This is a genomic window from Kribbella soli, assembly GCF_004331345.1.
GTDB classification, from domain to species: domain Bacteria; phylum Actinomycetota; class Actinomycetes; order Propionibacteriales; family Kribbellaceae; genus Kribbella; species Kribbella soli.
This window is the reverse complement of the sequence record NZ_SJJZ01000003.1, coordinates 169,841-191,352: the sequence shown is the minus strand read 5'-3', so window position 1 is coordinate 191,352 and position 21,512 is coordinate 169,841. Positions and strand designations below refer to the sequence as shown.

General features: G+C 68.4%; 17 protein-coding genes. 11 read left to right on the top strand and 6 right to left on the bottom strand.

The features are described 5' to 3' along the window. The first annotated feature begins 10 nt into the window (after positions 1 to 10). From E0H45_RS23895 to E0H45_RS23880, 4 genes are all read left to right on the top strand, one after another. Positions 11 to 943 (top strand): LLM class F420-dependent oxidoreductase, encoded by a 933-nt coding sequence (locus E0H45_RS23895; protein ID WP_131341086.1) that lies wholly within the window; start codon positions 11 to 13, stop codon positions 941 to 943. A 155-nt stretch (positions 944 to 1,098) separates the two neighbouring features. Further along, positions 1,099 to 3,891: an aconitate hydratase AcnA gene (acnA, locus tag E0H45_RS23890; RefSeq protein WP_131341083.1), complete on the top strand. Its 2,793-nt coding sequence runs from the start codon at positions 1,099 to 1,101 to the stop codon at positions 3,889 to 3,891. Between the two features lie 67 nt (positions 3,892 to 3,958). Then, on the top strand, positions 3,959 to 4,516 hold the full coding sequence (locus E0H45_RS23885) for a HEAT repeat domain-containing protein (RefSeq protein ID WP_131341081.1): 558 nt from the start codon (positions 3,959 to 3,961) through the stop codon (positions 4,514 to 4,516). Then, the gene (locus E0H45_RS23880) at positions 4,497 to 5,009 is read left to right on the top strand and encodes a GNAT family N-acetyltransferase (protein ID WP_238155214.1); all 513 of its coding nucleotides are present in this window, start codon (positions 4,497 to 4,499) and stop codon (positions 5,007 to 5,009) included. Before E0H45_RS23885 ends, E0H45_RS23880 begins: the two co-directional genes overlap by 20 nt. Here the strand turns inward: E0H45_RS23880 and E0H45_RS23875 are convergent. Together E0H45_RS23875 and E0H45_RS23870 are read right to left on the bottom strand one after the other, a co-directional pair. Continuing rightward, complete coding sequence (locus E0H45_RS23875; protein ID WP_131341075.1) at positions 5,006 to 5,422, bottom strand: HIT family protein; 417 nt, start codon at positions 5,420 to 5,422, stop codon at positions 5,006 to 5,008. The two genes, E0H45_RS23880 and E0H45_RS23875, sit on opposite strands and share 4 nt — an antisense overlap. A 4-nt stretch (positions 5,423 to 5,426) precedes the next feature. Continuing rightward, a complete protein-coding gene (locus tag E0H45_RS23870) occupies positions 5,427 to 7,334 on the bottom strand; it encodes a Na+/H+ antiporter (RefSeq protein WP_131341072.1) in 1,908 nt (635 codons plus the stop codon). 132 nt (positions 7,335 to 7,466) lie between these two features. On the opposite strand from E0H45_RS23870, the gene E0H45_RS23865 reads away from it, so the two are divergent. Both E0H45_RS23865 and E0H45_RS23860 read left to right on the top strand, forming a co-directional pair. Then, positions 7,467 to 8,972 carry a CocE/NonD family hydrolase gene (locus tag E0H45_RS23865; RefSeq protein ID WP_131341069.1) on the top strand — a complete coding sequence of 502 codons (1,506 nt, stop codon included), beginning with the start codon at positions 7,467 to 7,469 and terminating at the stop codon, positions 8,970 to 8,972. Positions 8,973 to 9,044: 72 nt separating this feature from the next. Next, complete coding sequence (locus E0H45_RS23860) at positions 9,045 to 9,845, top strand: CPBP family intramembrane glutamic endopeptidase (RefSeq protein ID WP_131341066.1); 801 nt, start codon at positions 9,045 to 9,047, stop codon at positions 9,843 to 9,845. A 2-nt stretch (positions 9,846 to 9,847) separates the two neighbouring features. Here E0H45_RS23860 and E0H45_RS23855 read toward each other — a convergent pair whose 3' ends face one another. The 4 genes from E0H45_RS23855 to E0H45_RS23840 all read right to left on the bottom strand — a co-directional run bounded on the left by E0H45_RS23855 (position 9,848) and on the right by E0H45_RS23840 (position 13,796). After that, entirely contained in the window at positions 9,848 to 10,342 is a 495-nt protein-coding gene (locus E0H45_RS23855; RefSeq protein WP_131341063.1) for a DUF402 domain-containing protein, read from the bottom strand. A gap of 25 nt (positions 10,343 to 10,367) precedes the next feature. Beyond that, on the bottom strand, positions 10,368 to 12,779 hold the full coding sequence (locus E0H45_RS23850; protein WP_131341060.1) for a DUF4132 domain-containing protein: 2,412 nt from the start codon (positions 12,777 to 12,779) through the stop codon (positions 10,368 to 10,370). 2 nt (positions 12,780 to 12,781) lie between these two features. Beyond that, positions 12,782 to 13,111, bottom strand: a complete 330-nt coding sequence (locus E0H45_RS23845; RefSeq protein ID WP_202872496.1) for a hypothetical protein — start codon at positions 13,109 to 13,111, stop codon at positions 12,782 to 12,784. A 184-nt stretch (positions 13,112 to 13,295) separates the two neighbouring features. Then, positions 13,296 to 13,796 carry a DUF402 domain-containing protein gene (locus E0H45_RS23840; RefSeq protein ID WP_131341058.1) on the bottom strand — a complete coding sequence of 167 codons (501 nt, stop codon included), beginning with the start codon at positions 13,794 to 13,796 and terminating at the stop codon, positions 13,296 to 13,298. A 119-nt stretch (positions 13,797 to 13,915) separates the two neighbouring features. Between E0H45_RS23840 and dxs the strand changes: the two genes are divergently transcribed. The 5 genes from dxs to E0H45_RS23815 all read left to right on the top strand — a co-directional run bounded on the left by dxs (position 13,916) and on the right by E0H45_RS23815 (position 21,494). Further along, positions 13,916 to 15,802, top strand: coding sequence for a 1-deoxy-D-xylulose-5-phosphate synthase (gene dxs, locus E0H45_RS23835; RefSeq protein ID WP_131341055.1), 1,887 nt, complete (start codon positions 13,916 to 13,918; stop codon positions 15,800 to 15,802). 9 nt (positions 15,803 to 15,811) lie between these two features. Then, positions 15,812 to 17,146, top strand: a complete 1,335-nt coding sequence (locus tag E0H45_RS23830) for a hypothetical protein (protein ID WP_238155213.1) — start codon at positions 15,812 to 15,814, stop codon at positions 17,144 to 17,146. A gap of 65 nt (positions 17,147 to 17,211) precedes the next feature. Then, positions 17,212 to 18,567, top strand: coding sequence for a hypothetical protein (locus tag E0H45_RS23825; protein WP_238155212.1), 1,356 nt, complete (start codon positions 17,212 to 17,214; stop codon positions 18,565 to 18,567). 88 nt (positions 18,568 to 18,655) lie between these two features. Continuing rightward, a complete protein-coding gene (locus E0H45_RS23820) occupies positions 18,656 to 20,137 on the top strand; it encodes an amino acid permease (protein WP_131341052.1) in 1,482 nt (493 codons plus the stop codon). Between the two features lie 64 nt (positions 20,138 to 20,201). Then, the gene (locus tag E0H45_RS23815; RefSeq protein WP_131341049.1) at positions 20,202 to 21,494 is read left to right on the top strand and encodes a peptidase MA family metallohydrolase; all 1,293 of its coding nucleotides are present in this window, start codon (positions 20,202 to 20,204) and stop codon (positions 21,492 to 21,494) included. Positions 21,495 to 21,512 lie beyond the last annotated feature (18 nt).

Sequence of the window (21,512 nt, the reverse complement as noted above, 5' to 3'; positions counted from 1 at the left end):
CGTTGGCGCCATGCTTCTCAGGATCTTCACCGAACCTCAGCAGGGCGCGTCGTACGACGACCTTCTCGCGGTCGCCCGCAAGACGGAGGAGAACGGGTTCGACGCGTTCTTCCGTTCCGACCACTACCTCGTCATGGGCGAGAACGACGGCCTCCCGGGCCCGACCGACTCGTGGATCACGCTGGCCGGCCTGGCGCGTGAGACCAAGCGGATCAAGCTCGGCACGCTGGTCAGCTCCGCGACGTTCCGCAACCCCGGCGTCCTCGCGATCTCGGTCGCGCAGGTCGACCAGATGAGCGGCGGCCGCGCCGAACTCGGGCTCGGCGCCGGCTGGTACGAAGCCGAGCACAAGGCGTACGGCCTCGACTTCCCCGACACCCCCGGCCGCTTCGACATCCTCACCGAACAGCTCGAACTCATCACCGGCCTCTGGGACACCCCGGTGGGGGAGAAGTACGACTTCCAGGGTGAGCACTACCAGATCAGCGACTCGCCGGCGCTGCCGAAGCCGGTCCAGCAGCCGCACCCGCCGATCATCGTCGGTGGCGCGGGCAAGAAGCGGACGCCGGCCCTCGCCGCGAAGTACGCCGCCGAGTTCAACGCCGGCTTCCGCGGCGTCGAGGTGACCGAGACGTTGTTCCAGCGGGTCCAGGCAGCCTGCACCGACATCGGCCGCGACCCGAAGACGCTCGCCCTCTCCACCGCGCACACCGTGGTGGTCGGCAAGGACGACGCCGAGGTGAAGCAGCGGGCCGAGGCGATCGGCCGCGACGTCGAAGACCTCAAGGCCAACGCCATCGCCGGTACGCCGGCCGAGGTCGTGGACCGGCTGGGCCAGTTCGCTGCGGTCGGATCGCAGCGTCAGTACGTCCAGATCATGGATCTGCAGGACCTCGACCACCTCGACCTGATCGCGGCGGAAGTTCTTCCACAGGTTTCCTGATCGACCGGAAAGTTGGCTCGATGTCGTGTATCTTGATGTCGAGAGAGTTTGCGGCGCGAGGTTAGGGGAACCTGACCTCGCGGCCGGGCAACGCGCTGGGCAGGATGGGCGCAGCGGACCCGCAGCGAATATGGACCGGACAGAGGAGCAGGTTGATGGCGAGCGTCGACAGCTTCGGTGCCAAGGGGGCACTCGAGGTCAACGGACAGTCGTACGAGATCTTCAGGTTGGCGGGCATCGAGGGTGCGGACACGCTGCCGTACTCGCTGAAGGTCCTGCTGGAAAACCTGCTGCGCACCGAAGACGGCGCGAACATCACCGCCGAGCACATCACCAAGCTCGGCAACTGGGACCAGAACGCGGCCCCGGACACCGAGATCCAGTTCACCCCGGCCCGGGTGATCATGCAGGACTTCACCGGCGTCCCGTGCGTGGTCGACCTGGCCACGATGCGCGAGGCGGTCGGCGAGCTCGGCGGTGACCCGACCAAGATCAACCCGTTGGCGCCGGCCGAGCTGGTCATCGACCACTCGGTCATCATCGACGTGTTCGGTACGCCGGACGCGTTCGAGCGCAACGTCGAGTTCGAGTACGGGCGGAACCGCGAGCGGTACCAGTTCCTCCGCTGGGGCCAGACCGCGTTCGACGAGTTCAAGGTCGTCCCGCCGGGCACCGGCATCGTGCACCAGGTGAACATCGAGCACCTGGCCCGCACCGTGATGGTCCGCAACGGCCAGGCCTACCCGGACACCTGCGTCGGCACCGACAGCCACACCACGATGGTGAACGGCCTCGGCGTGCTCGGCTGGGGCGTCGGCGGTATCGAGGCCGAGGCCGCGATGCTCGGCCAGCCGGTGTCGATGCTGATCCCGAAGGTCGTCGGCTTCCGGCTGACCGGGTCCGTCCCGGCCGGCGCGACCGCGACCGACGTGGTGCTGACGATCACCCAGATGCTGCGCAAGCACGGTGTGGTCGGCAAGTTCGTCGAGTTCTACGGCGACGGCGTCGCGGCGGTCCCGCTGGCGAACCGCGCCACGATCGGCAACATGAGCCCGGAGTTCGGCTCCACCTGCGCGATCTTCCCGATCGACGACGTCACCCTGGAGTACCTGCGCCTGACCGGCCGCGCCGACGACGAGGTCGCGCTCGTCGAGGCGTACGCCAAGGAGCAGGGCCTGTGGCACAACCCCGCCGTCGAGCCGCGCTTCTCGGAGTACCTCGAGCTCGACCTGTCGACCGTCGTACCGTCGATCGCCGGCCCGAAGCGGCCGCAGGACCGGGTCGCGCTGAGCGAGGCCAAGGAAGGCTTCCGCGGCGCCCTGGCCGACTACGCCACCGAAGAGCTGGACGTCGACCCGTCGGAGACCGGCAGCTTCCCGGCCAGTGACGCGCCGAACGGTCACGGCAACGTCAACGACGACCCGCACGTGCCGCACGGCAGTGGCAACGGCCGCCCGTCGAAGAAGACCAAGATCAGCATGGACGGCCAGGAGATCGAGCTCGACCACGGCCACGTCGTGATCGCGAGCATTACCTCCTGCACCAACACCTCCAACCCGTCGGTCATGCTCGCCGCCGCGCTGCTCGCGAAGAACGCGGTCGACAAGGGCCTCGCGTCCAAGCCGTGGGTGAAGACATCGCTCGCGCCCGGGTCGAAGGTCGTCACCGACTACTACGAGAAGGCCGGCGTCACGCCGTACCTGGAGAAGCTCGGCTTCCACCTGGTCGGCTATGGCTGCACGACGTGCATCGGCAACTCGGGCCCGCTGCCGGAGGCCGTCTCGGCCGGTGTCCAGGAGGCCGACCTGGCGGTCGTCTCCGTGCTGTCCGGCAACCGGAACTTCGAGGGCCGGATCAACCCGGACGTGAAGATGAACTACCTCGCGTCGCCGCCGCTGGTGATCGCGTACGCGCTGGCCGGCACCATGGACTTCGACTTCGAGACCGATGCCCTGGGCAAGGACACCGACGGCAACGACGTGTTCCTGGAGGACATCTGGCCGAGCGCCGACGAGGTCGAGCGGACCATCGCGAGCTCGATCAACAAGGAGATGTTCACCAAGGACTACGCCGACGTGTTCGCCGGTGACGAGCGCTGGCAGTCCCTGCCGACGCCCGAGGGCAAGACGTTCGCCTGGGACGCCGAGTCGACGTACGTGCGGAAGCCTCCGTACTTCGACGGTATGGCGAAGGACCCGTCGCCGGTCACCGACATCGCCGGTGCGCGCGTGCTGGCCAAGCTGGGCGACTCGGTCACCACCGACCACATCTCCCCGGCCGGTTCGATCAAGGCCGACAGCCCCGCGGGCATGTACCTGGCGGAGCACGGCGTCGACCGCAAGGACTTCAACTCGTACGGTTCCCGCCGGGGCAACCACGAGGTGATGATCCGCGGCACGTTCGCGAACATCCGCCTGCGCAACCAGATCGCGCCGGGCACCGAGGGCGGTTTCACCCGCGACTTCACGCAGTCCATTTCAAATCCGGCCGACGCGCCCGTGACGAGCATCTACGAGGCCGCTCAGGCGTACGCCGAATCCGGGACGCCGCTGGTGATCCTGGCCGGCAAGGAGTACGGCTCGGGCTCGTCGCGGGACTGGGCCGCGAAGGGTACGGCGCTGCTCGGCGCGAAGGCCGTCATCACCGAGTCCTTCGAGCGGATCCACCGGTCGAACCTGATCGGCATGGGCGTGCTGCCGCTGCAGTACCCGGAGGGTGAGAACGCGGAGTCCCTCGGCCTGACCGGCGAGGAGACCTTCGACATCACCGGCGTGACCGCGCTGAACGACGGCGAGATCCCGCGCACGGTCCACGTCACGGTGACCGCGACCGACGGCGGCGTCAAGGAGTTCGACGCGGTCGTCCGCATCGACACCCCGGGCGAGGCCGACTACTACCGCAACGGCGGCATCCTGCAGTACGTCCTCCGGTCCCTGATCGCCGGCTGACGCAGCTTCGAGAGTCCAGTAGCCGCGGGTCACCGGAATTGTCGGTGGCCCGCGGTTTACTGATTTCATGGCCGACCGGGAGTCACCGCGCGATGTCGTGCGGGCCGCGTGTGCGACGTACGGCGAGGATGCCGTGGTCGACTGGTGCGTTGCCTTCCTGACCGGGGAGATCCCGGGCGAGGCGGCGTACGGCGCTGACCTGCCGAAGCTGGTGGCGATCACCGGGTCGGAGAATCCGGGTGGCTGGAAGGCGCCTGTTGATCCGGGCAACTACTACTGGGTCCGGGTGTGGGCCGCCCGCGTGTTCCTTTATGTGTGGCGGGACGACGTGGTCGATGCGCTCCTGGTCGCCGCGCGCGATCCTGCCTGGCGGGTCCGGGAGCACGTCGCGCGGATCACCGCGCAGCGGGAGCTCGGCCAGCTCGTCGACGCGCTGCTGCCGATGCTCGAGCACGAGCTGCCGAGAGTTCGCACGGCGGCCGTTCGCGCGATCGGCGCCGCGGGGGAGTACGAGCATGCCGACGCGATCCGGCCGCTGGCCGACGACCCCGATCACACCGTCCGCGCCGCCGTCGAGCGCGCACTCGCCACCCTGGAGGACCGCCTTGACCGACCCCTCGATTGATGTACGGCGGGCTACCGTTGCCGACGGGGATGCGGTCGGGCAGGTGCATGCGGCTTCCTGGGGTGCAGCGTACGCGCCGCTCTTTCCCGAGGACGTCGCGCAGGAAGGGATTGCGAGTCGGCTGACCAGGTGGCACGAGCGGCTCGCGGCAGGCAAGGGGCTCGTGATGCTCGGGTTCGTCGGCGATCGGCCGCTCGCGATGTCGTGGTCCGAGCTGTCGGACACGCGGACCGGGCTCGCCGAGATCCACAGCTTCTACACCCACCCCGACGGCTGGGGGAGCGGCGTCTCCGCGGCGCTGATGACAGCCACCCTGCAACACCTCAAAGCCGACGGCCACGACCGCGTCCACCTCTGGACCCTCCGCGACACCCCGCAGTCCCGCCGCTTCTACACCAAGTGCGGCTTCACCGAAACCGGAGCCACCCAAACCCGCGACTTCGGCGACGGCACCCCACGCCCACAAGTCGAGTACGAGCGAGCCACCAGCTAGTCGGCGAGGGCCGCGCGGAGTTTGCCGGCGTACTCCTCGGCCTCTGCGGTGTCAGCGTACTTGGTGCGTGGCCAGAAGAAGCCGCGGAGGCCGTCGCCCTTCGTGCGGGGTACGACGTGGACGTGCAGGTGCGGCACGGACTGGGACACGACGTTGTTGACGGCAACGAACGATCCTTGTGCGTCGAACGCGGTCCGTACGGCGCTAGCGACCGACCGGGCCGCTCCGAACAGCGGGACCGTCAGCTCGTCCGGCAGTTCGACCATTGTCGGCACGTGCGTCCGCGGCACGAGCAGCGTGTGGCCCTTGAACACCGGCCGGACGTCGAGGAACCCGACGACCTCCGGTGTGTCCAGGACGATCTGCGCCGGCGTCGTGCCGGCGATGATGGAGCAGAAGAGACAGTCCGCCATACCGTCAACCTAGCTTCTCGTCGACGAAGCACCAGCGCCACGTCTCGCCCGGCTCGAAGCTGCGCATCACGGGGTGCCTGGTCTGAGCATTGTGCTTGCTGGCGTGCTTCATCACCGACGAGTCGCAGCACCCGACGTGACCACACCCCAGGCACAGCCGCAGGTGGACCCACGAACCCCCGTCGGCCAAGCACTCCTCGCAGCCGTCCGGTGTGTTCGGCGTGACCACTACCGGGGCCTGCTCCAGGTGCTCGCACGCGCCACCCGGCGTCGTCTTCGGCTTGAGGTCCTCGGAGCGCCCACCGACGTCGTCGTCCTCGTCGCGGTCCAGGATCGACTCCTCGATGTCGAGCGCGTTCTGCGCGCGCTGCAGCACCTCGTCGGCGACCAGCCCGGCGTCGCGGACCTTCAGGATGTGCGCGCGTTCGGCCTCGAGCATCGCGATCCGCAGCCGCCGGTACGTCTCACTCGGCGTCTCGTACTCGGTCTCCGGCCGTCCGAGCCGCTCCCACGCAGCCTGCGCCCGCGCCTCACCCCGCTGCCGCAGTACGTCGAGAATCGCGGGCGGGTCCGTCGGCGTCGACATCTCGTCGAGTTTCGCGATCCCGGCCCGATGAGCACCCTGCAGTACGGCGGCCTCCTGCAACGCGTCCTCTGCGGGATCCGGTCCCGGCAGGCGCAGGCGACGTACCAGCCAGGGCAGCGTCGAGCCCTGGACGAGCAGCGTGCCCGCGGTGACAGCGAGGGCGATGAACACAAGGACTTCGCGATGTGGGGTGTCCTCGGGCAGTGTGAAGACCGCGGCCAGCGTGACCACACCGCGCATCCCGGCCCACGACACCACGATCAGCGCACTCCACGAAATAGGTCCGGGACGCGACGGACCAAGGAAGCGCCGGGACAGCATCGTGGTCGGGATGATCCAGATCGGCCGCAGCAGCACCACCGCGATGAATACGGCGACCGTGGTGGCCGCGATCAGCCACGTCGGCAGCGGGCTCTCGGTGAGATCGTCGAGGATCCACCGGGTCTGCAGCCCGATCAGCAGGAAGACCGTGTTCTCCAGCAGGAACTGGAAGGTCCGCCAGTTGGTCCGCTCCGACATCCGCGATTTCGCCGACTGGATGATCGGGGCCTTGTGACCGAGGAGCAGGCCGGTGACGACGACCGCGAGTACGCCGGACGCGTGGACGTAGTGGTTCTCGGCCGCGATGTACGCGATGAACGGCGCGGTCAGGCTGAGCGTGGTGTCCAGCACCGGATCGGTGAACCGGCGGCGGATCTTGGCCAGCACGAACGTCACGGCGATGCCGACCAGCACACCGCCGCCGGCCGCCCGCAGGAAGTCCAGGCCGACGTGCCACACGGTCGGCGCCACCACGGCGGCAGCGATCGCCGTACGCAGACAGACCAGCGCGGTCGCGTCGTTCAGCAGGCTCTCGCCCTCGAGGATCGTGACCACGCGGCGCGGCAGGCCGACCCGTTTGGCGATCGCGGTCGCGGCGACCGCGTCGGGCGGCGCGACGACCGCGCCGATCGCGAACGCGGCCCAGAACGGCAGCGGTTCCTGGCCGATCGACTCCGCGACCTGACCGAGCAGCCACCACGCGACGACGCCGACGCCGAGCGCGGTGAACGCCACCAGGCCGACGGACAGCAGCCCGATGGACCGCCGGTGCTTGGAGAAGTCGACCAGGCTGGTCTTGATCGCGGCCGAGTAGAGCAGCGGCGGCAGGAAACCGACCAGCACGACCTCGGGCTCGAGCTCGACCCGCGGGATGAACGGCAGGTACGACGCGGCGACCCCGATGACGACCAGCAGCAGAGGGGCCGAGATCCCTATCCGCCGCGCCAGCGCGGCGACCGCCGCGACGACGGCGACGAGGGCCACGACCTCGATCGCGATATGCACGGGCACAGTGTCGCAGTGCCGACGCGGGATTCGCCCATCGGTTCGCGCACGGCTGAGCCTCGGGTCTGGTCAGGCGAAGACGTGTCCTCTAGCGTGTGCGAAGCGAGATCCGTCGATCACCTGGAGTGACTGATGCGTCGTGTGCTTGCTCTGCTCGGTGTCGTAGCACTTCTCCTGTCGCCGGTGGTGTCGGCCGAAGCCTCCAGCACGGTGACGAACGGATGTGTCGCATCGGTGCCAGAGCCTGGTACGACGACGCCAGTACGGATCTGCTACTCGCTGTTCAAACCGGCGTCAGCCTCGGCCGGGCACACCGTGCCGCTGATCTTCCACAGCCACGGCTGGGGCGGCAGCCGGACCACGGACCCGGCCGCGTTCAAGGCCTGGCTCGACGCGGGCTTCGGCGTACTCAGCTTCGACCAGCGCAGCTTCGGACAGAGCACCGGCGTCGCGCACGTGATGAACCCGGACTACGAAGGCCGCGACGTGGTGAAGCTCGTCGATCTGGTCGGGGGCCTGGACTGGGTGACGAAGCAACGCCCCGGCGATCCGCTGATCGGAGCCATCGGCGGGTCGTACGGCGGTGGGTACCAGTTCGCCGGTGCCTTCACCGAGCTTCGCGACCGCGGGCGGACCCGGTTCGACGCGCTCGCTCCGGAGATCACCTGGTGGGATCTCAAGCAGAGCCTCGCGCCGCAGGAGGCCGCCCGGACGATGTGGCTGTCGATCCTGTTCGCCGGCGGCGGCACGCATCTGCCGCCCGCGGTGTCGGCCGCCTTCGTGGCGCTGATCGCGACCGGTACCTGGCCGGTCGGGAAGGCCGGGCGCGATCTCGACGCGTTCTTCGCGCACAACGGGCCGGCGTGGCACGTGCAGCAGGGCCGCAAGCTCGACCTCCCGGTGCTGTTCGGCCAGGGCATCTCCGACAACCTGTTCAACCTCAACCAGGGACTCACGAACTTCGACCGGGCGCTGACCGCCCGCGCCCGGGCCAAGTCGATCTTCGTCGGGTACAACGGCGGTCACACGCTCCCCAGCGTCGTACCGCCCGGCTACGCGACCGCAGGCGACCCGTGCTCGATCGGGCTCGGATCGCCCACCTTCTCGAGCCTGTCGATCCGTTTCATGCAGCTGCAACTCCTGCATATGTCGACCGGCCTGACCGGCTTCGGCACGTACCACCTGTCGACCGCCGACGGCCGTTGCCTCACACAACGGAACCTGACACCGAACAAACGGTACCCGCTCGGCAAGATCGTCGCGCCGACCGGTGTCGGCCTGCCCGTCAACCTGCCGATCGCGAAGGGCCCGATCACGATCGCCGGCACGCCCACGCTGAGCGCCGACGTCTACACCGTGATCCCGCGGTCGGCGGCGTACTTCGCGCTGAGCGTCGGCAAGAACCCGCTCACCGCGAAGGTCGTGCAGAACAACACCATGCCGCTGCGCGAGAAGTACACGGCCCGCGGCGTACGGCGCACGATCGAGCTCCCCGCGATCGCCGTCGACGTCCCGGCCGGCCAGAACCTCTACCTCACGGTCGCCCCCATCGCCGACATGTACGCCGGCCAACGCGGCCCGCTCCCCGGCGTGATGATGCTCAAGAACGGAACGCTCAGCGTCCATCTAGCTCGGTAGCTGCTCGCGGTGGCGGCACCGCGTCAGAGTCGTGGCGGGTCCGTGTCAGGCCGGGCGGCGAACCTTCTCGGCATGAACCAAGTCACGCACACCAAGCCCCGTCCGAAGTTCGTCGAGGTCCTCCTCGCCGACAAGCACTCGATCCCTCTGTCCATCGCTCTGCACCTGGTGCCTGGCGCGCTGATCGTCGCCGTCTACGCGTTCGTCGCGGCGCCGCTCGTCAGGGCGATCGGCTACCCGCCCTTCCTGGCCTGGGCGGTCGCCTTGGCGGTTGTCCTCTTCCCGCTCCTGCTCGGCATGGCCTGGCTGGGTAAGCAGGCCACCGGCCGCTACTGCCTGCGTGGCGGTGCGCTGCAGTACATGGACCGTCCGGTCCCGCGCGGCAAGCTCATCGCGCTGATCAGCTTCTGCCTCGTGTGGATGACCGTCGTGTCGCTCTCGCTGACGCCGCTGGACAACTTTCTCTACGACAACGCCTTCTCGTGGATCCACTACGCGGGCACCGGCGACAGCGCCACGTCGTACCTGAACGGCTACTCGCAGCAGAAGCTCCTGACCACCCTGCTGATCTGCGGCCCGTTCACCGGCTGGTTCCTGCCGCTCATCGAGGAGTACTACTTCCGGGGATTCCTGCTGCCCCGCCTGGCGCAGCTCCGCGGATGGGCACCGTTCTTCAACGTGTTCTTCTTCTCGGTCTACCACTTCTGGGCGCCGTGGACGGTCTTGTCCAAGCTCGTCTTCCTCTACCCCGGCGTCCACCTGGCCTGGAAGAAGCGGGACATCCGGATCTCGATCGGCATGCACCCCGGTTCGGCGCTGCTGCTGACCGTCGTCGGCGTCATCGCCGTGGCGATGGGCCGGACCTCGCTGTAGTCCTAGCGGATCTTGTCGAGGTGGGTCTTGTAGACGGTCAGGAAGGGCTCGTCGGTGGACACCGCGCCGACGAGCCAGTCGCAGGTCTGCCGTGCGGTGGCGATCACGTCGGGCGGGTAGCTGTACTTCACCTGGTGCTCGGCGAACTCGTCCTCGTCGTCGATGAAGACGGTCCCGTCGCGGCGCTTGATCACGTCCAGGTCGAGGTCGATCATCGTCACCACGTCGTCGGAGAACTCGACCGGCGTGGTGATGTCCGCGTAGATCTCGGTGTGCCGCGGCTCGTCGTTGAAGATCGCGGTGAACCACTTGTCCCGCGGGAACAGCTGCACATGCGCCTGCTCCTGGGTCACCGCCGGCTCGTCCCCGCGTTGCGACACGGACCCCGCCGGGGCGCCCAGCCAGACGCCGTACTCGTCCTCGCCCAGGTACCGCATCCACTGGTGCCAATGCAGCTTCTCGTCGAACTTGCGATAGACCACCCGCACATCACGCATGACCCCAAACCTATCGGCCGGCGGGTCAGCGACGGTTGATCTGGGCGGTGATCGTGGGGTCCTCGATCGCCGTGTCGTTCGCGAGCAGGAACGCCTTGCTGAGCACCAGGCTGAGGACCGGGTCGTCGTCGAAGGGGAGGAACAGCTTCTGCGCCTGGCTGTCCCGGGCGGCGACGATGCAGAGGTACTGGTCGTTCGGCGACATCAGGATGTTGCCGCTGCCCAGATGGATCCGGTACGTCCGGAGGTCGCCGCGCACCGTCAGGTAGCGGTCCTCGAACGCGCACCGGTCGGCGATGGCCAGCCGCGGGACGAGTTGTTCGAGCACCTCGCGGCGGATCTCGCCGGCGGCGGACAGTTCGCCGAAGCCGAACGTATGCCAGTACGTCTCGAAGCGACGCTCGGTGCCACGGTCGAGCCATTCCGGATCGGCGCCGATCGACGTGACGCCGACGAACAGGTCGACGTCACGCAGCGCCTCGGTCAGGACGAGCGGCGGCACGTCGGCGAGCCCGATCGAGTCATCGGTCCGTACGTCGACGAACCGCACCTGATCGCTGGTGCAGTACGGGTAGAGATCGGTCGCGGCCGGCTCCAGGTCGTGGATCGGGTCGAAGTAGAACTCGGCGCGGATCCCGGCGGCGTCGAAGGTACGCCGGGCAACGCCGTGGTCGATACCGTCGTCCCACCAGGCGACCGCGACCGGCGCCCAGCCCCGCCCTTTCATCAACGCACGGGCCTGGACCTGCCCGAAGACGTGACCGGCGAAACGGTTCGAGTACGCGCGGGTCTGTTCCTCGGCAGGCGTCAGCACGTAGAGCTCGCGGAACGCCTGCTTGAACGGCTGAACGACCTGCTGCTCGAGCAAGTACCGTCGCCAGGCGCGTACGTCGTCGGCCGTTGCGTGGATCGGGTGCCAGAGCCGCACCTCCGCGTCCGGCGGAATCCCGGCCTGCTGACCCGAACTCGTGATCACCGTCGCGGCATCGAGGGGAACTCCGACGACGTCCGGACCTTCCGGGGTGCTGAACACCCAGACCAGCGTGCGTGTCATCCGGCCGGTGATCGGATGATCCAGGTACCAGGTGCGCCAGTTGCCCAGCGGCCAGCGGCGGTCCGTTGCCATCAGGCCGTCCAGCCGCACGCGCTCGCCGGCGATCGTCTTCCGGATCGCCTTGAGCTCGTTGCGGAGCGCGCCGAGCGTTTCGGCATCTGCCTGCTTCACGTCCGGAGGTACCGACTTCCGGGGAGTCTGCTTCTCGTCGACGTACAGAAGTGCTGCCGTCCGTCCGTCCACCACGACCTCGGCCGATCCCCGCGTCAGCGGTTGTCGGCGCTTGCCGTCGGCGTCGAGGTCATGGGTTTCGACGGCGCGCTCCAGCAGCTGGTCGCGGGTCAGTCCCTGCGCGGAGGCGAGCGCGTCGATGGCCTTGCGGATCTGCCTCAGCAGCGTCCCGTGCCGAACGGAACGCTCGAGCGCGAGCAACTCGGTGATCGACGACGCCCCGCCGATATCGGCCATCGCCTGCGCCGACGAGTTGGCGAGCCGGAGGCTTCGAGGATTGCCGAACTGGCCTCCGATCACGGTCACCGTCTTGATCGCGAGCCGCCGGAGCTGCGGCAGGAGCGTCGAGTCCCGCAGTACGCCGGCGATTGCGACAACGCCACACAGGAAGGACTCGTTGCCCGCGGTGATGTAGCGGGTGACGGCGGTGGTGCGCTGCGGTTCGATGTCGGCCGCGTCGAGCGCCGCGTCGAGGAGGGTGCCGATCAGAGCCGCGGGCTTGGACAACAGGCTGGTGACGCGCTCGGCCTCGGTGAGCCACTTCTTCGACGGCTTGCCCTGGGCGGGAAACGCCGCGAGGAGATCGAGTGCCGCCGCAAGCGCTTCGGCCGGTTCGTCGGCTGCCTCGAACGCGCTGCGCAGGCGAGGGCCGATGTCGTCGCTCTCGTCGATCAGGTCGACGCGGAGCCCGTCCTCATCGCCTACGAGTTTCCGCAGCCTGGTCGCCGTCGCCGCGTCCTGAACCTGCTCGGCCGCACACGCGAGGAGTGGTTTCAAAGGCTCCTGCTCGGCGCCGGGAAGCGCGGCGTACGCGTGCTCGATCTGGCGGCTCACCGCGCGGAGCGCCTCGCTGCTCCGCCATGCCTGGGACTGCTCGAACTGCCCGATGCGCAGGGTCAGCAACCGTTCGATGTGCTCCGCCGTGAGCTGGACGCGCTTCCGCGCGATCACCGACAACAGTTGGGCGCAGTGATAGCTGTCGACCTGCTCCGAGACGGTCAGGATGCACTCCAGCCGTAGTGCGTCCGTGGCCTGCAGGATCGCCTGGATCTCGGGCATCGCCCGCGCGTCTCCGTCAGCTGTCCAGGACCGGCTACGAAGGGTCTGCAGCGCCGCGGCCACCAGCGCGGCCGCCTCACCGTCGCCTGCCATGCTCAGCCGCCGACCAGCTGAATCAGGTGGACGAAGCGGATGTCGGAGTCCGCGGTCAGCTCGAGTTCCTCGTCGAGCTCGGTCACCTGCCGGTCGTCGACCAGCACGAAGAACCCGTTGCGTCCGAACGCCTCGATCGCCCGATCCGCCTGCCGCTCCCAGTCGAGGTGCCGCTGTTTGTCCGGCGCGGCGTTGAAGCGCGCCACTTCGTCCCGGACACGCGTCAGGACCAGGTCGCGCAGCGTGATCCTGCTCGAAACCCCCTCCAGCAGCGTCGTCGTACCGACCCGCCCTGCCCCCGACACATCAACGATCTTCACCGTGATCCCCACCCGCCGCAGCATAGTCAGCCGACCGCCCTCCAGGGGCTCAGCGGTTCTGCAACTTCATGCAACTTTGCTGTGAGGAGTGGACCGATCGCGGAATGCGACGGAGCATGGTGGGGTGCCGGCCCAGAGGTCGTCATCGTGACCGGCTCTCGTTGGTTCAGGGGGGCTCCTAGCCGACGAGAGCCGGTTACCGCGCGAGCGCGCGGATCTGTTCGAGGTACGGCTTGTACGCCGTGACGAACGGTTCTGCTGTGGTGATGGTGGTGGCGAGGAAGTCGCAGGTCGCCCGCGCAGTGGCTATCACCTGGGGCGGGTAGTTGTAGCGGACCTGGTGTTCGTGGAACTCGTCCTCGTCCATCACGTGCACGGTGCCGTCGCGGAGCAGGCGGATGTCGAGGTCGAGGTCGACGGCGGTGACCGAGTCGACGCCGAACTCGGCCGGCATCGTGATGTCGCAGTAGATCGCGGTCTGATGCGGCTCGTCGTTGAACAGCGCGCTCCACCACTGGCCGTGCGGGAACAGCCGGACCCGGTGGTGGTCGATCGTGGTCCAGCTGCCGTCCGCACGCTGACCGCGGGTACCGGGAGCGGAGCCGACCCAGAGGCCGTGCTCGTCCTCGCCGAGCCGGACCGCCTCGACCAGCCGATGCGGCTGCCCGTCGTACTTCCGGAACAGGGTCCTCACCATCTCCACACGATCACCCTAAGTGAGACCCACCACACCTCCGAACAAGGCACACCCGGCGGGCGTCTTGGAGTCCGAGATATAGACTCAAGCATTCGAGGACGACCCGCGGGAGGAGCTCGATGCGCGTGCTGGAGACGGTGGAGGGTCCGGCGGACCTCAAGAAGCTGACCGATCAACAGCTGACCGATCTGGCGACCGAGATCCGGGACGTGCTGGTCGAGACGGTGACCCGCACCGGGGGCCACCTCGGCCCGAACCTCGGCATGGTCGAAATCACCCTGGCGATGCACCGGGTGTTCGACTCCCCGCAGGACCGGCTCCTCTTCGACATCGGCCACCAGGCGTACGTGCACAAGCTCGTCACCGGCCGGGCGGGGGAGTTCGGCACGCTCCGTCAGCAGGGCGGCCTGTCCGGGTACCCGAGCCAGGCCGAATCCGAGCACGACGTCATCGAGAACTGCCACGCCTCGACCGCCCTGTCGTACGCCGACGGCCTGGCCAAGGCGTACCGGGTGCGCGGCGAGGACCGGCACGTGGTCGCGGTGATCGGCGACGGCGCCCTCACCGGCGGCATGGCCTGGGAGGCGCTGAACAACATCGCCGCCGCCAAGGACCTCAACCTCGTCATCATCGTCAACGACAACGGCCGCTCGTACAGCCCGACCGTCGGCGGCCTCGCGACCCACCTGACCAGCCTGCGCACCAACCCGCGGTACGAGAAGGTCCTCGACCTGATCAAGAAGAACCTCGGCCGGACGCCGTACGTCGGCCCGCCGATGTACGAGGTGCTGCACGGCGTCAAGAAGGGCCTGAAGGACATGCTCGCCCCGCAGGGCATGTTCGAGGACCTCGGCCTCAAGTACGTCGGTCCCGTCGACGGCCACGACCGGCAGGCGCTCGAGGACGCGCTCCGCAACGCGAAGGCGTTCGGCGGACCGGTGATCGTGCACGCGGTCACCAAGAAGGGCTTCGGGTACGCCGCCGCCGAGCAGGACGAGGAGGACAACCTCCACCAGGTCCGCCCGGTCAACAAGCCGCGCGGCTGGACGGACGTGTTCTCCGACGAGCTGATCAAGATCGGCCACCGGCGACCGGACGTCGTGGCGATCACCGCGGCGATGCTGCACCCGACCGGGCTCGCGCCGTTCGCGGAGGAGTTCCCGGACCGGATCTTCGACGTCGGGATCGCCGAGCAGCACGCGGTGACCAGCGCCGCCGGTCTCGCGCTGGGCGGACTGCACCCGGTCGTCGGGCTCTACTCGACGTTCCTCAACCGTGCCTTCGACCAGTTGCTGCTGGACGTCGCACTGCACAAGTGCGGCGTGACGTTCGTCCTCGACCGTGCGGGTGTCACTGGTGATGACGGCCCGACCCACAACGGCATCTACGACATGTCGCTGGCCAACCTCGTCCCCGGGCTGCGCCTCGCCGTGCCGCGGGACGGCAAGCGGATCCAGGAGCTCCTGAACGAGGCCATCGAGGTCGACGACGTCCCGACGGTGCTGCGGTACGCGAAGGGCGAGGTGTTCCCGGACATCGAGGCGATCGACCGCGTCGGGCAGATCGACGTACTCCGCCGGTCCGGCAAGGACGTGCTGCTCGTCGGCATCGGAGCGATGGCGGCGACCGCGATCGACGTCGCGCAGCGCCTGGAGGCGCACGGTTTCGGTGTCACCGTGGTCGACCCGCGCTGGGTGAAGCCCGTGGACCCGCAGCTGGTCGAGCTGGCGAGGGACTTCGAGCTGGTCGTCTCGATCGAGGACAACGGCCGCGCCGGCGGCTGCGGCACGATGATCGCCCAGGCTCTGCGCGATGCCGGCGTCGATACCCCGTTCCGCGACTTCGGCGTGCCGCAGGAGTTCCTCGAGCACGCCAAGCGCGCCGTCGTACTGCAGGCGATCGGACTCACCGGGCAAGAGGTGGCGCGGGAGATCACCGAGCAGCTCACGCAGCACGCAGAAGCTCTCAGTGAGCCGGACACTGCCGGCGACCGCCCGGGTACGTAGCAGGGGACCGTGGCGGAGGCAGGGCGACACAGCCGGCACGCGGCCACGCGCCGGCGATCGCGCGTCTGGCCGGTCCTGCTGTCGCTCGTCCTGGTAGTGGTCGCGGTGGCCGGCGGTCTCGCCCTGCATCGTTCGAGCCAGTCCGACGGTCGTGCGGCCGACACCACCACCAGCACGCCGACGGTCGACCAGGCCGCGCGGTCGGCGGCCGTCGACCAGGTGCTGAAGCGTCGCTCGGACGCTGTCCTCGCCGGCAACGAGCAGGCGTTCCTTGCCGACGTCGACCCTGGCAACAAGCGGCTCGTCGCGAGCCAGCGCACCCTGTTCACGAACCTCCGCCAGTTCGGTTTCGCGAAGCTCACCTACCAGCAACTGGCCCAGCAGTACGACGACACGATCGCCCAGAAGTACGGCCCGTCGACGTACCTCGTGGCCGTCGCGATGACCTACCAGATCCGCAGCATCGACCTGGTAGCGGTCCGCGCGATGCTCGGCTACACCTTCACTTCTCGGCCCAACGGCACCTGGATGCTGGTCTCCGACTCCGACCTGGACAAGCGCCTGCCGCGCGGTTCGCACCAGGAAGCCTGGGACATGGACGCGGTCCTCGTGAAGCGCGCCGCACGCGTTCTCGTCGTCGTGGAGAAGGGCCAGGACGCACTCGCGGACAGGTTCGTCGCGATGTCGCTCAGTGCGGTGAAGGCGGTCTCGAAGAGCTGGCCCGGCGGCTGGAACGGTTCCGGCGTGGTGATCGCGCTCGACGACAAGATCGTCCGCGGCGCCGACTACACGCAGCCGAAGAACGCCGAGGACGCGCTCGCGATGGCGACCTGGGTGTACCGCACACTGCCCGGCGAGGTCACCGGCGAGGGGCAGCGGGCCGACTCGTACGTCGTCGTGAACCCGCACAACCGGAACAAGGTCGACGCCCGCACGCTGGCCCACGAGTTCACCCACGTCGCCACCGCGCCGTACGGCCCGTACGCTCCACGCTGGCTGGTCGAGGGCGCCGCGACGTACGTCGAGTTCCTGCCGATGGACGGGCAGAAGGATCTGGCGATCACGCAGTACCGGCTGGACGTGCGGACGAAGTACCTCGCGAAGGCGAAGAGCCTGCCCGCCGACGACACGTTCTTCGACCAGGCCGACAGCTCGTACCCGATGTCCTGGCTGGCGCTCGACTACCTGTTCACGCGGTTCGGCGGGGTCGAGGTCGGCACGCTGTACCGCGAGCTGGCCGCGCTCGGCACGTCCCAGAAGGAACGTGACCGGATCATGCTCGAGCACCTCGGGATGACCGAGGCGGGACTTTTCCGCGCGCTCAAGGCCGCAGCCGCAGCGTAAAGCGGCAAGCGTCGAGTAGGGTGGCCCGGCTGCAACGATCGGGTACTCGGAGGGAACGACCCGAAGTGAGTGCGACGACGCCCAATGAAGGGCTGCCTGCTGGGCCCCGCCGCTGGCTCGGCCTGGTGCTGGCGGTTGCCCTCGTGTCGGGTGGCGTCGTCTACACCGTTGGACAACGCGAGCAGGACGCCCGTGAGCGGACCGCCGCCACGCAGACCGTTTCGCCGGCGCCGCCGAAGGCCACGAAGCCGTCCCGGATCGCCGCCGCGGTCGCCGCTCGGCGGGTCGCGATCGACACCATCCTGCTCCGCCGCGCGCAGGCCGTGCAGACCGGGAACGAGGCGCTGTTCCTGGCCGACGTCGACCCGGCGAACAAGAAACTGCGTGCAACGCAGAAGATCCTGTTCGCGAACCTGGTCGAGATCGGCTTCACCGAACTCGGCTACAGCCAGGCCGAGGAGCGCTTCAATCCGGCCATCCTCAAGGCCCACGGCGGTACGACGTACCTGGTCCGGATCCTGATGCGGTACCAGATCCCCAAGGTCGACTTCACGCCCGTGACGACCGAGCTCGGCTACACGTTCATCGCTCGCGGCGGCCGCTGGCTGCTCACCGCGGACGACGAACTGGACGGCGACCTCGGGCCGGGCGCGCATCGCGAGGCCTGGGACCTCGGCCGGATCGAGGTGCAGCGCGGCTCGCGTGTCCTCGTCGTCGTGGAGAAGGGCGACACGACCCGCGGCCGGGCGATCGCCACCGAGGCGGCCGAGGGGCTCCACGAGGTCTCGACGTACTGGCCGTTGAAGTGGACCGGCTCGGTGTTCGTGATCGCGCTCGACGAGACCGAGGTCCGCGACGCCAAGTTCGCCGACGAGGACATCGAGTCCGCGGCGAGTACCGGTACGACGTTCTCCTCGCTGCCCGGTCAGGACACCGCCGACGGCACGGTCGCCGGCGGGTACGTCGTCATCAACCCGAACGAGCGCGACCGGGTCGACGAGATCCTGCTGTCGCACGAGATCACCCACGTCGCGACCGCGGACCTCGGCGGGTACGAGCCGCTGTGGCTGGCCGAAGGCGCCGCCGAGTACGTGTCCTGGCGCGGTATCGAGGCCGTCAGCGGACCGGACGAGGTCGGCAAGTGGGAGCAGGAGATCGTCGACGACGCCGTACCGCAGCTGACCTCTTTGCCGAGCGACGCGGGCTTCTACCAGAACTCCGCCGACGTGTACGGCGTCAGCTGGCTGGCGGTCCGCTTTCTCGTGCAGCGGATCGGACTGGGCCAGGTCGAGGAGCTGTACGAGGACATGGCGCGCAACGGCACCGACCAGGCCTCCCGCGACCGCATCCTGCTGAGTCGCACCGGGCTCACCGAAGCGACCCTCTGGACGTCACTGACAACATACCGGCCACAACGCTGAGTGGCGGTTTGACCTCGCGCTGTCAGAGGAGCAATCTCGAATGGGTTCCGTCCACGTCTTTCAATAAGACGCAGTCGAGGAGGCGCAGATGAGTCTTGTGCGGAAGAAGACGATCGAGCAGTCGATCGCCGACACCGACGAGCCGGAGTACCAGCTGAAGAAACGCCTCACCGCGGTCGATCTGACCGTCTTCGGCATCGGCGTCATCATCGGTGCCGGCATCTTCACCCTGACCGGCCGTGCGGCCAAGCTGTACGCCGGACCGGGGATCGCACTGTCCTTCGTGCTGGCCGCCGTCTGCTGCGCGCTGGCCGCACTGTGCTACGCCGAGTTCTCGTCCACCGTGCCGGTGTCGGGTTCGGCGTACACGTTCTCGTACTTCGCGCTCGGTGAGATCTTCGCTTGGATCATCGGCTGGGACCTGCTGCTCGAGCTGATGCTCGGAGCAAGCGTCGTGGCCCAGGGCTGGTCGACGTACGCCGCCTTGTTCCTCGACCAGATCGGTTTGGGCTGGCCGTCGTCGATCGGACCGGACAGCAACGTCAACGTGCTCGCGATGCTGCTGGTCGTGGTGCTGGCGATTCTCGCGACGATCGGCATCAAGGAGTCGCTGCGGGTCAACCTGGTGCTGGTCGCGATCAAGCTGTTCGTGGTGCTGTTCGTGATCATCGCCGGCCTGTTCTACGTCAAGGGCTCGAACCTGACGCCGTTCATCCCGCCGAGTGTCGAGACTCCGGACGCGGGGGTCACTATCACGACGCCGTTGTTCCAGGCGCTGTTCGGGTTCACGCCGTCGACGTTCGGCGTGATGGGTCTGGTGTCGGGCGCGTCGCTGGTGTTCTTCGCGTTCATCGGGTTCGACGTGGTCGCGACCACGGCCGAGGAGGCGAAGAACCCGCAGCGCGACCTGCCGCGCGGCATCATCGGCTCGCTGGCCATCTGCACGGTGCTCTACGTGCTGGTCTGCATCGTCATCACCGGCATGGTGAAGTACACCGACATCAGCGGAGAGGCCGCGCTCGCGGAGGCGTTCCGGTCCGTCGGCCGGGGTGGCTTCGCGACGTTGATCTCGGCGGGTGCGGTGGCCGGCCTGACCACCGTCGTGCTGACGCTGATGATCGGCGCCGCGCGCGTCGTGTTCGCGATGAGCCGCGACCACCTGATGCCCCGGCAGCTCGGCAAGACGCACCCGAAGTGGGGTACGCCGTACCGCCTGACGATCGGCATCGGCGTGGTCGTCGCGATCGTCGCCGGCGTGACCCCGATCGGCAAGCTCGAGGAGATGGTGAACATCGGCACGCTGGCCGCGTTCACCCTGGTGTCGATCGCGGTGCCGCTGCTGCGCAAGAGCCGCCCCGACATCCAGCGCTCGTTCCGGGTGCCGGGCAGCCCGGTGGTCCCGATCCTGGCGGCGCTGATCTGCCTGTACCTGATGCTGAACCTGTCGCTGGAGACCTGGCTGCGGTTCGCGATCTGGATGGTGCTCGGCTTCGTCGTCTACGCCGTCTACGGCTACCGGCGGAGCCGCGTCGGTCTGGAGGAGCGCACGGGCGAGGTCCAGAAGGCCTGATCTCTGGGTCCCCGGGGACGGTCGGCTGCGGTTAGGATCAGCCGACCGTCCGAGGGGGACACCAATGAATCACCCGAAACGCCTGTTCGCAGGCGTTGCCGCGCTGGCGCTCACTGCGTCCGGCGCGGTTTTCGCTGTCCGGGCCTGGCACGGCGACGTACCGGCCGGCAGCAGCGCTGTCGCCGCGACACCGAGCACAGCCGGCAAGACGCCGGGGGAGCTGAGCGCGGCCGAGAAGGCGGCGCGCCAGAAGGCTGTCGACGCGGTCCTCGCGCGCCGAGCGGTTGCCATCCAGAAGGGTGACCTCAAGGGGTTCCTGGCCACGGTCGACCCGAAGCAGACCGCGCTGGTGGCGCGGGAGCGGATGCTGTACACCAACCTGCGGAAGTTCGGGTTCAGCACGCTGCAGTACTTCACCGCCGACACGTTCGAGCAGGTGCCGACCATGATCACGAAGTTCGGGGCGGCGGCGTTCTCGACGCGGGTCATGATGCGGTACCAGATCTCCGGGCTGGACCCGCGGCCGGTGCAGACCGATCTCGGGTACACGTTCGTCCAGCGGGCCGGGGCCTGGGTGCTCGTCGACGACACCGCGACCGACGAGTTCCTGTCCGAGGCCGGGCATCGCCAGCCGTGGGACTTCGACGAGGTCCAGCTGGTGCGGCGGGACAAGGTCGTCGTGGTCGTCGACAAACGCGAGGCGAGTCTCGGCACGAAGGTCGCGAAGGTCGCGGAGAAGGCCGTGACGTCGGTGCGCAAGCACTGGGAGCGCCCGTGGAACGGGGCGGTGCTGGTCGTGGCGATGCCGCAGGAGCGGGTGATGTCGACGCTCTGGACGGCCGGCAGCGGCGACGGCTGGACGATCGCGGCGAAGGCCGTGACGCTCTTCGAGGGTGAACAACTGGGCAAGCCGATCGGCAGCCGGATCGTGGTGAACCCGGCGCTGCGGAAGAAGCTCGACAAGGACCTGCTCGTCCACGAGATGACGCACGTGGCGACCGCGACCCTCGGGCTGAACGCCCCGATCTGGGCGGTCGAAGGCCTGGCCGAATACGTTCGCTGCCGCTCGATCGAGGACGATCCGCACTGGTCCGTCGACCCGTACCGCAAGCGCGTCCGGACCAAGTACCTGTCCAAGCTGAAGGCGCTGCCCAACGAGACCGTCTTCGCCGACGACGCCGACCAGGCCTACGGGACCAGCTGGTGGATCGTCGAGTACCTGGCCGACAAACTCGGCGAGAAGAAACTCGCCACCCTGTACGTCGACCTCTCCCAGCACGGCGAGACGGTACTGACCAAGGACACCGGCTTGACCGCGGCCCAGATCGTCGCCGGAGCCAAGAAGTTCAAGGGGTGAAGGTGCTGGGGGACGGAG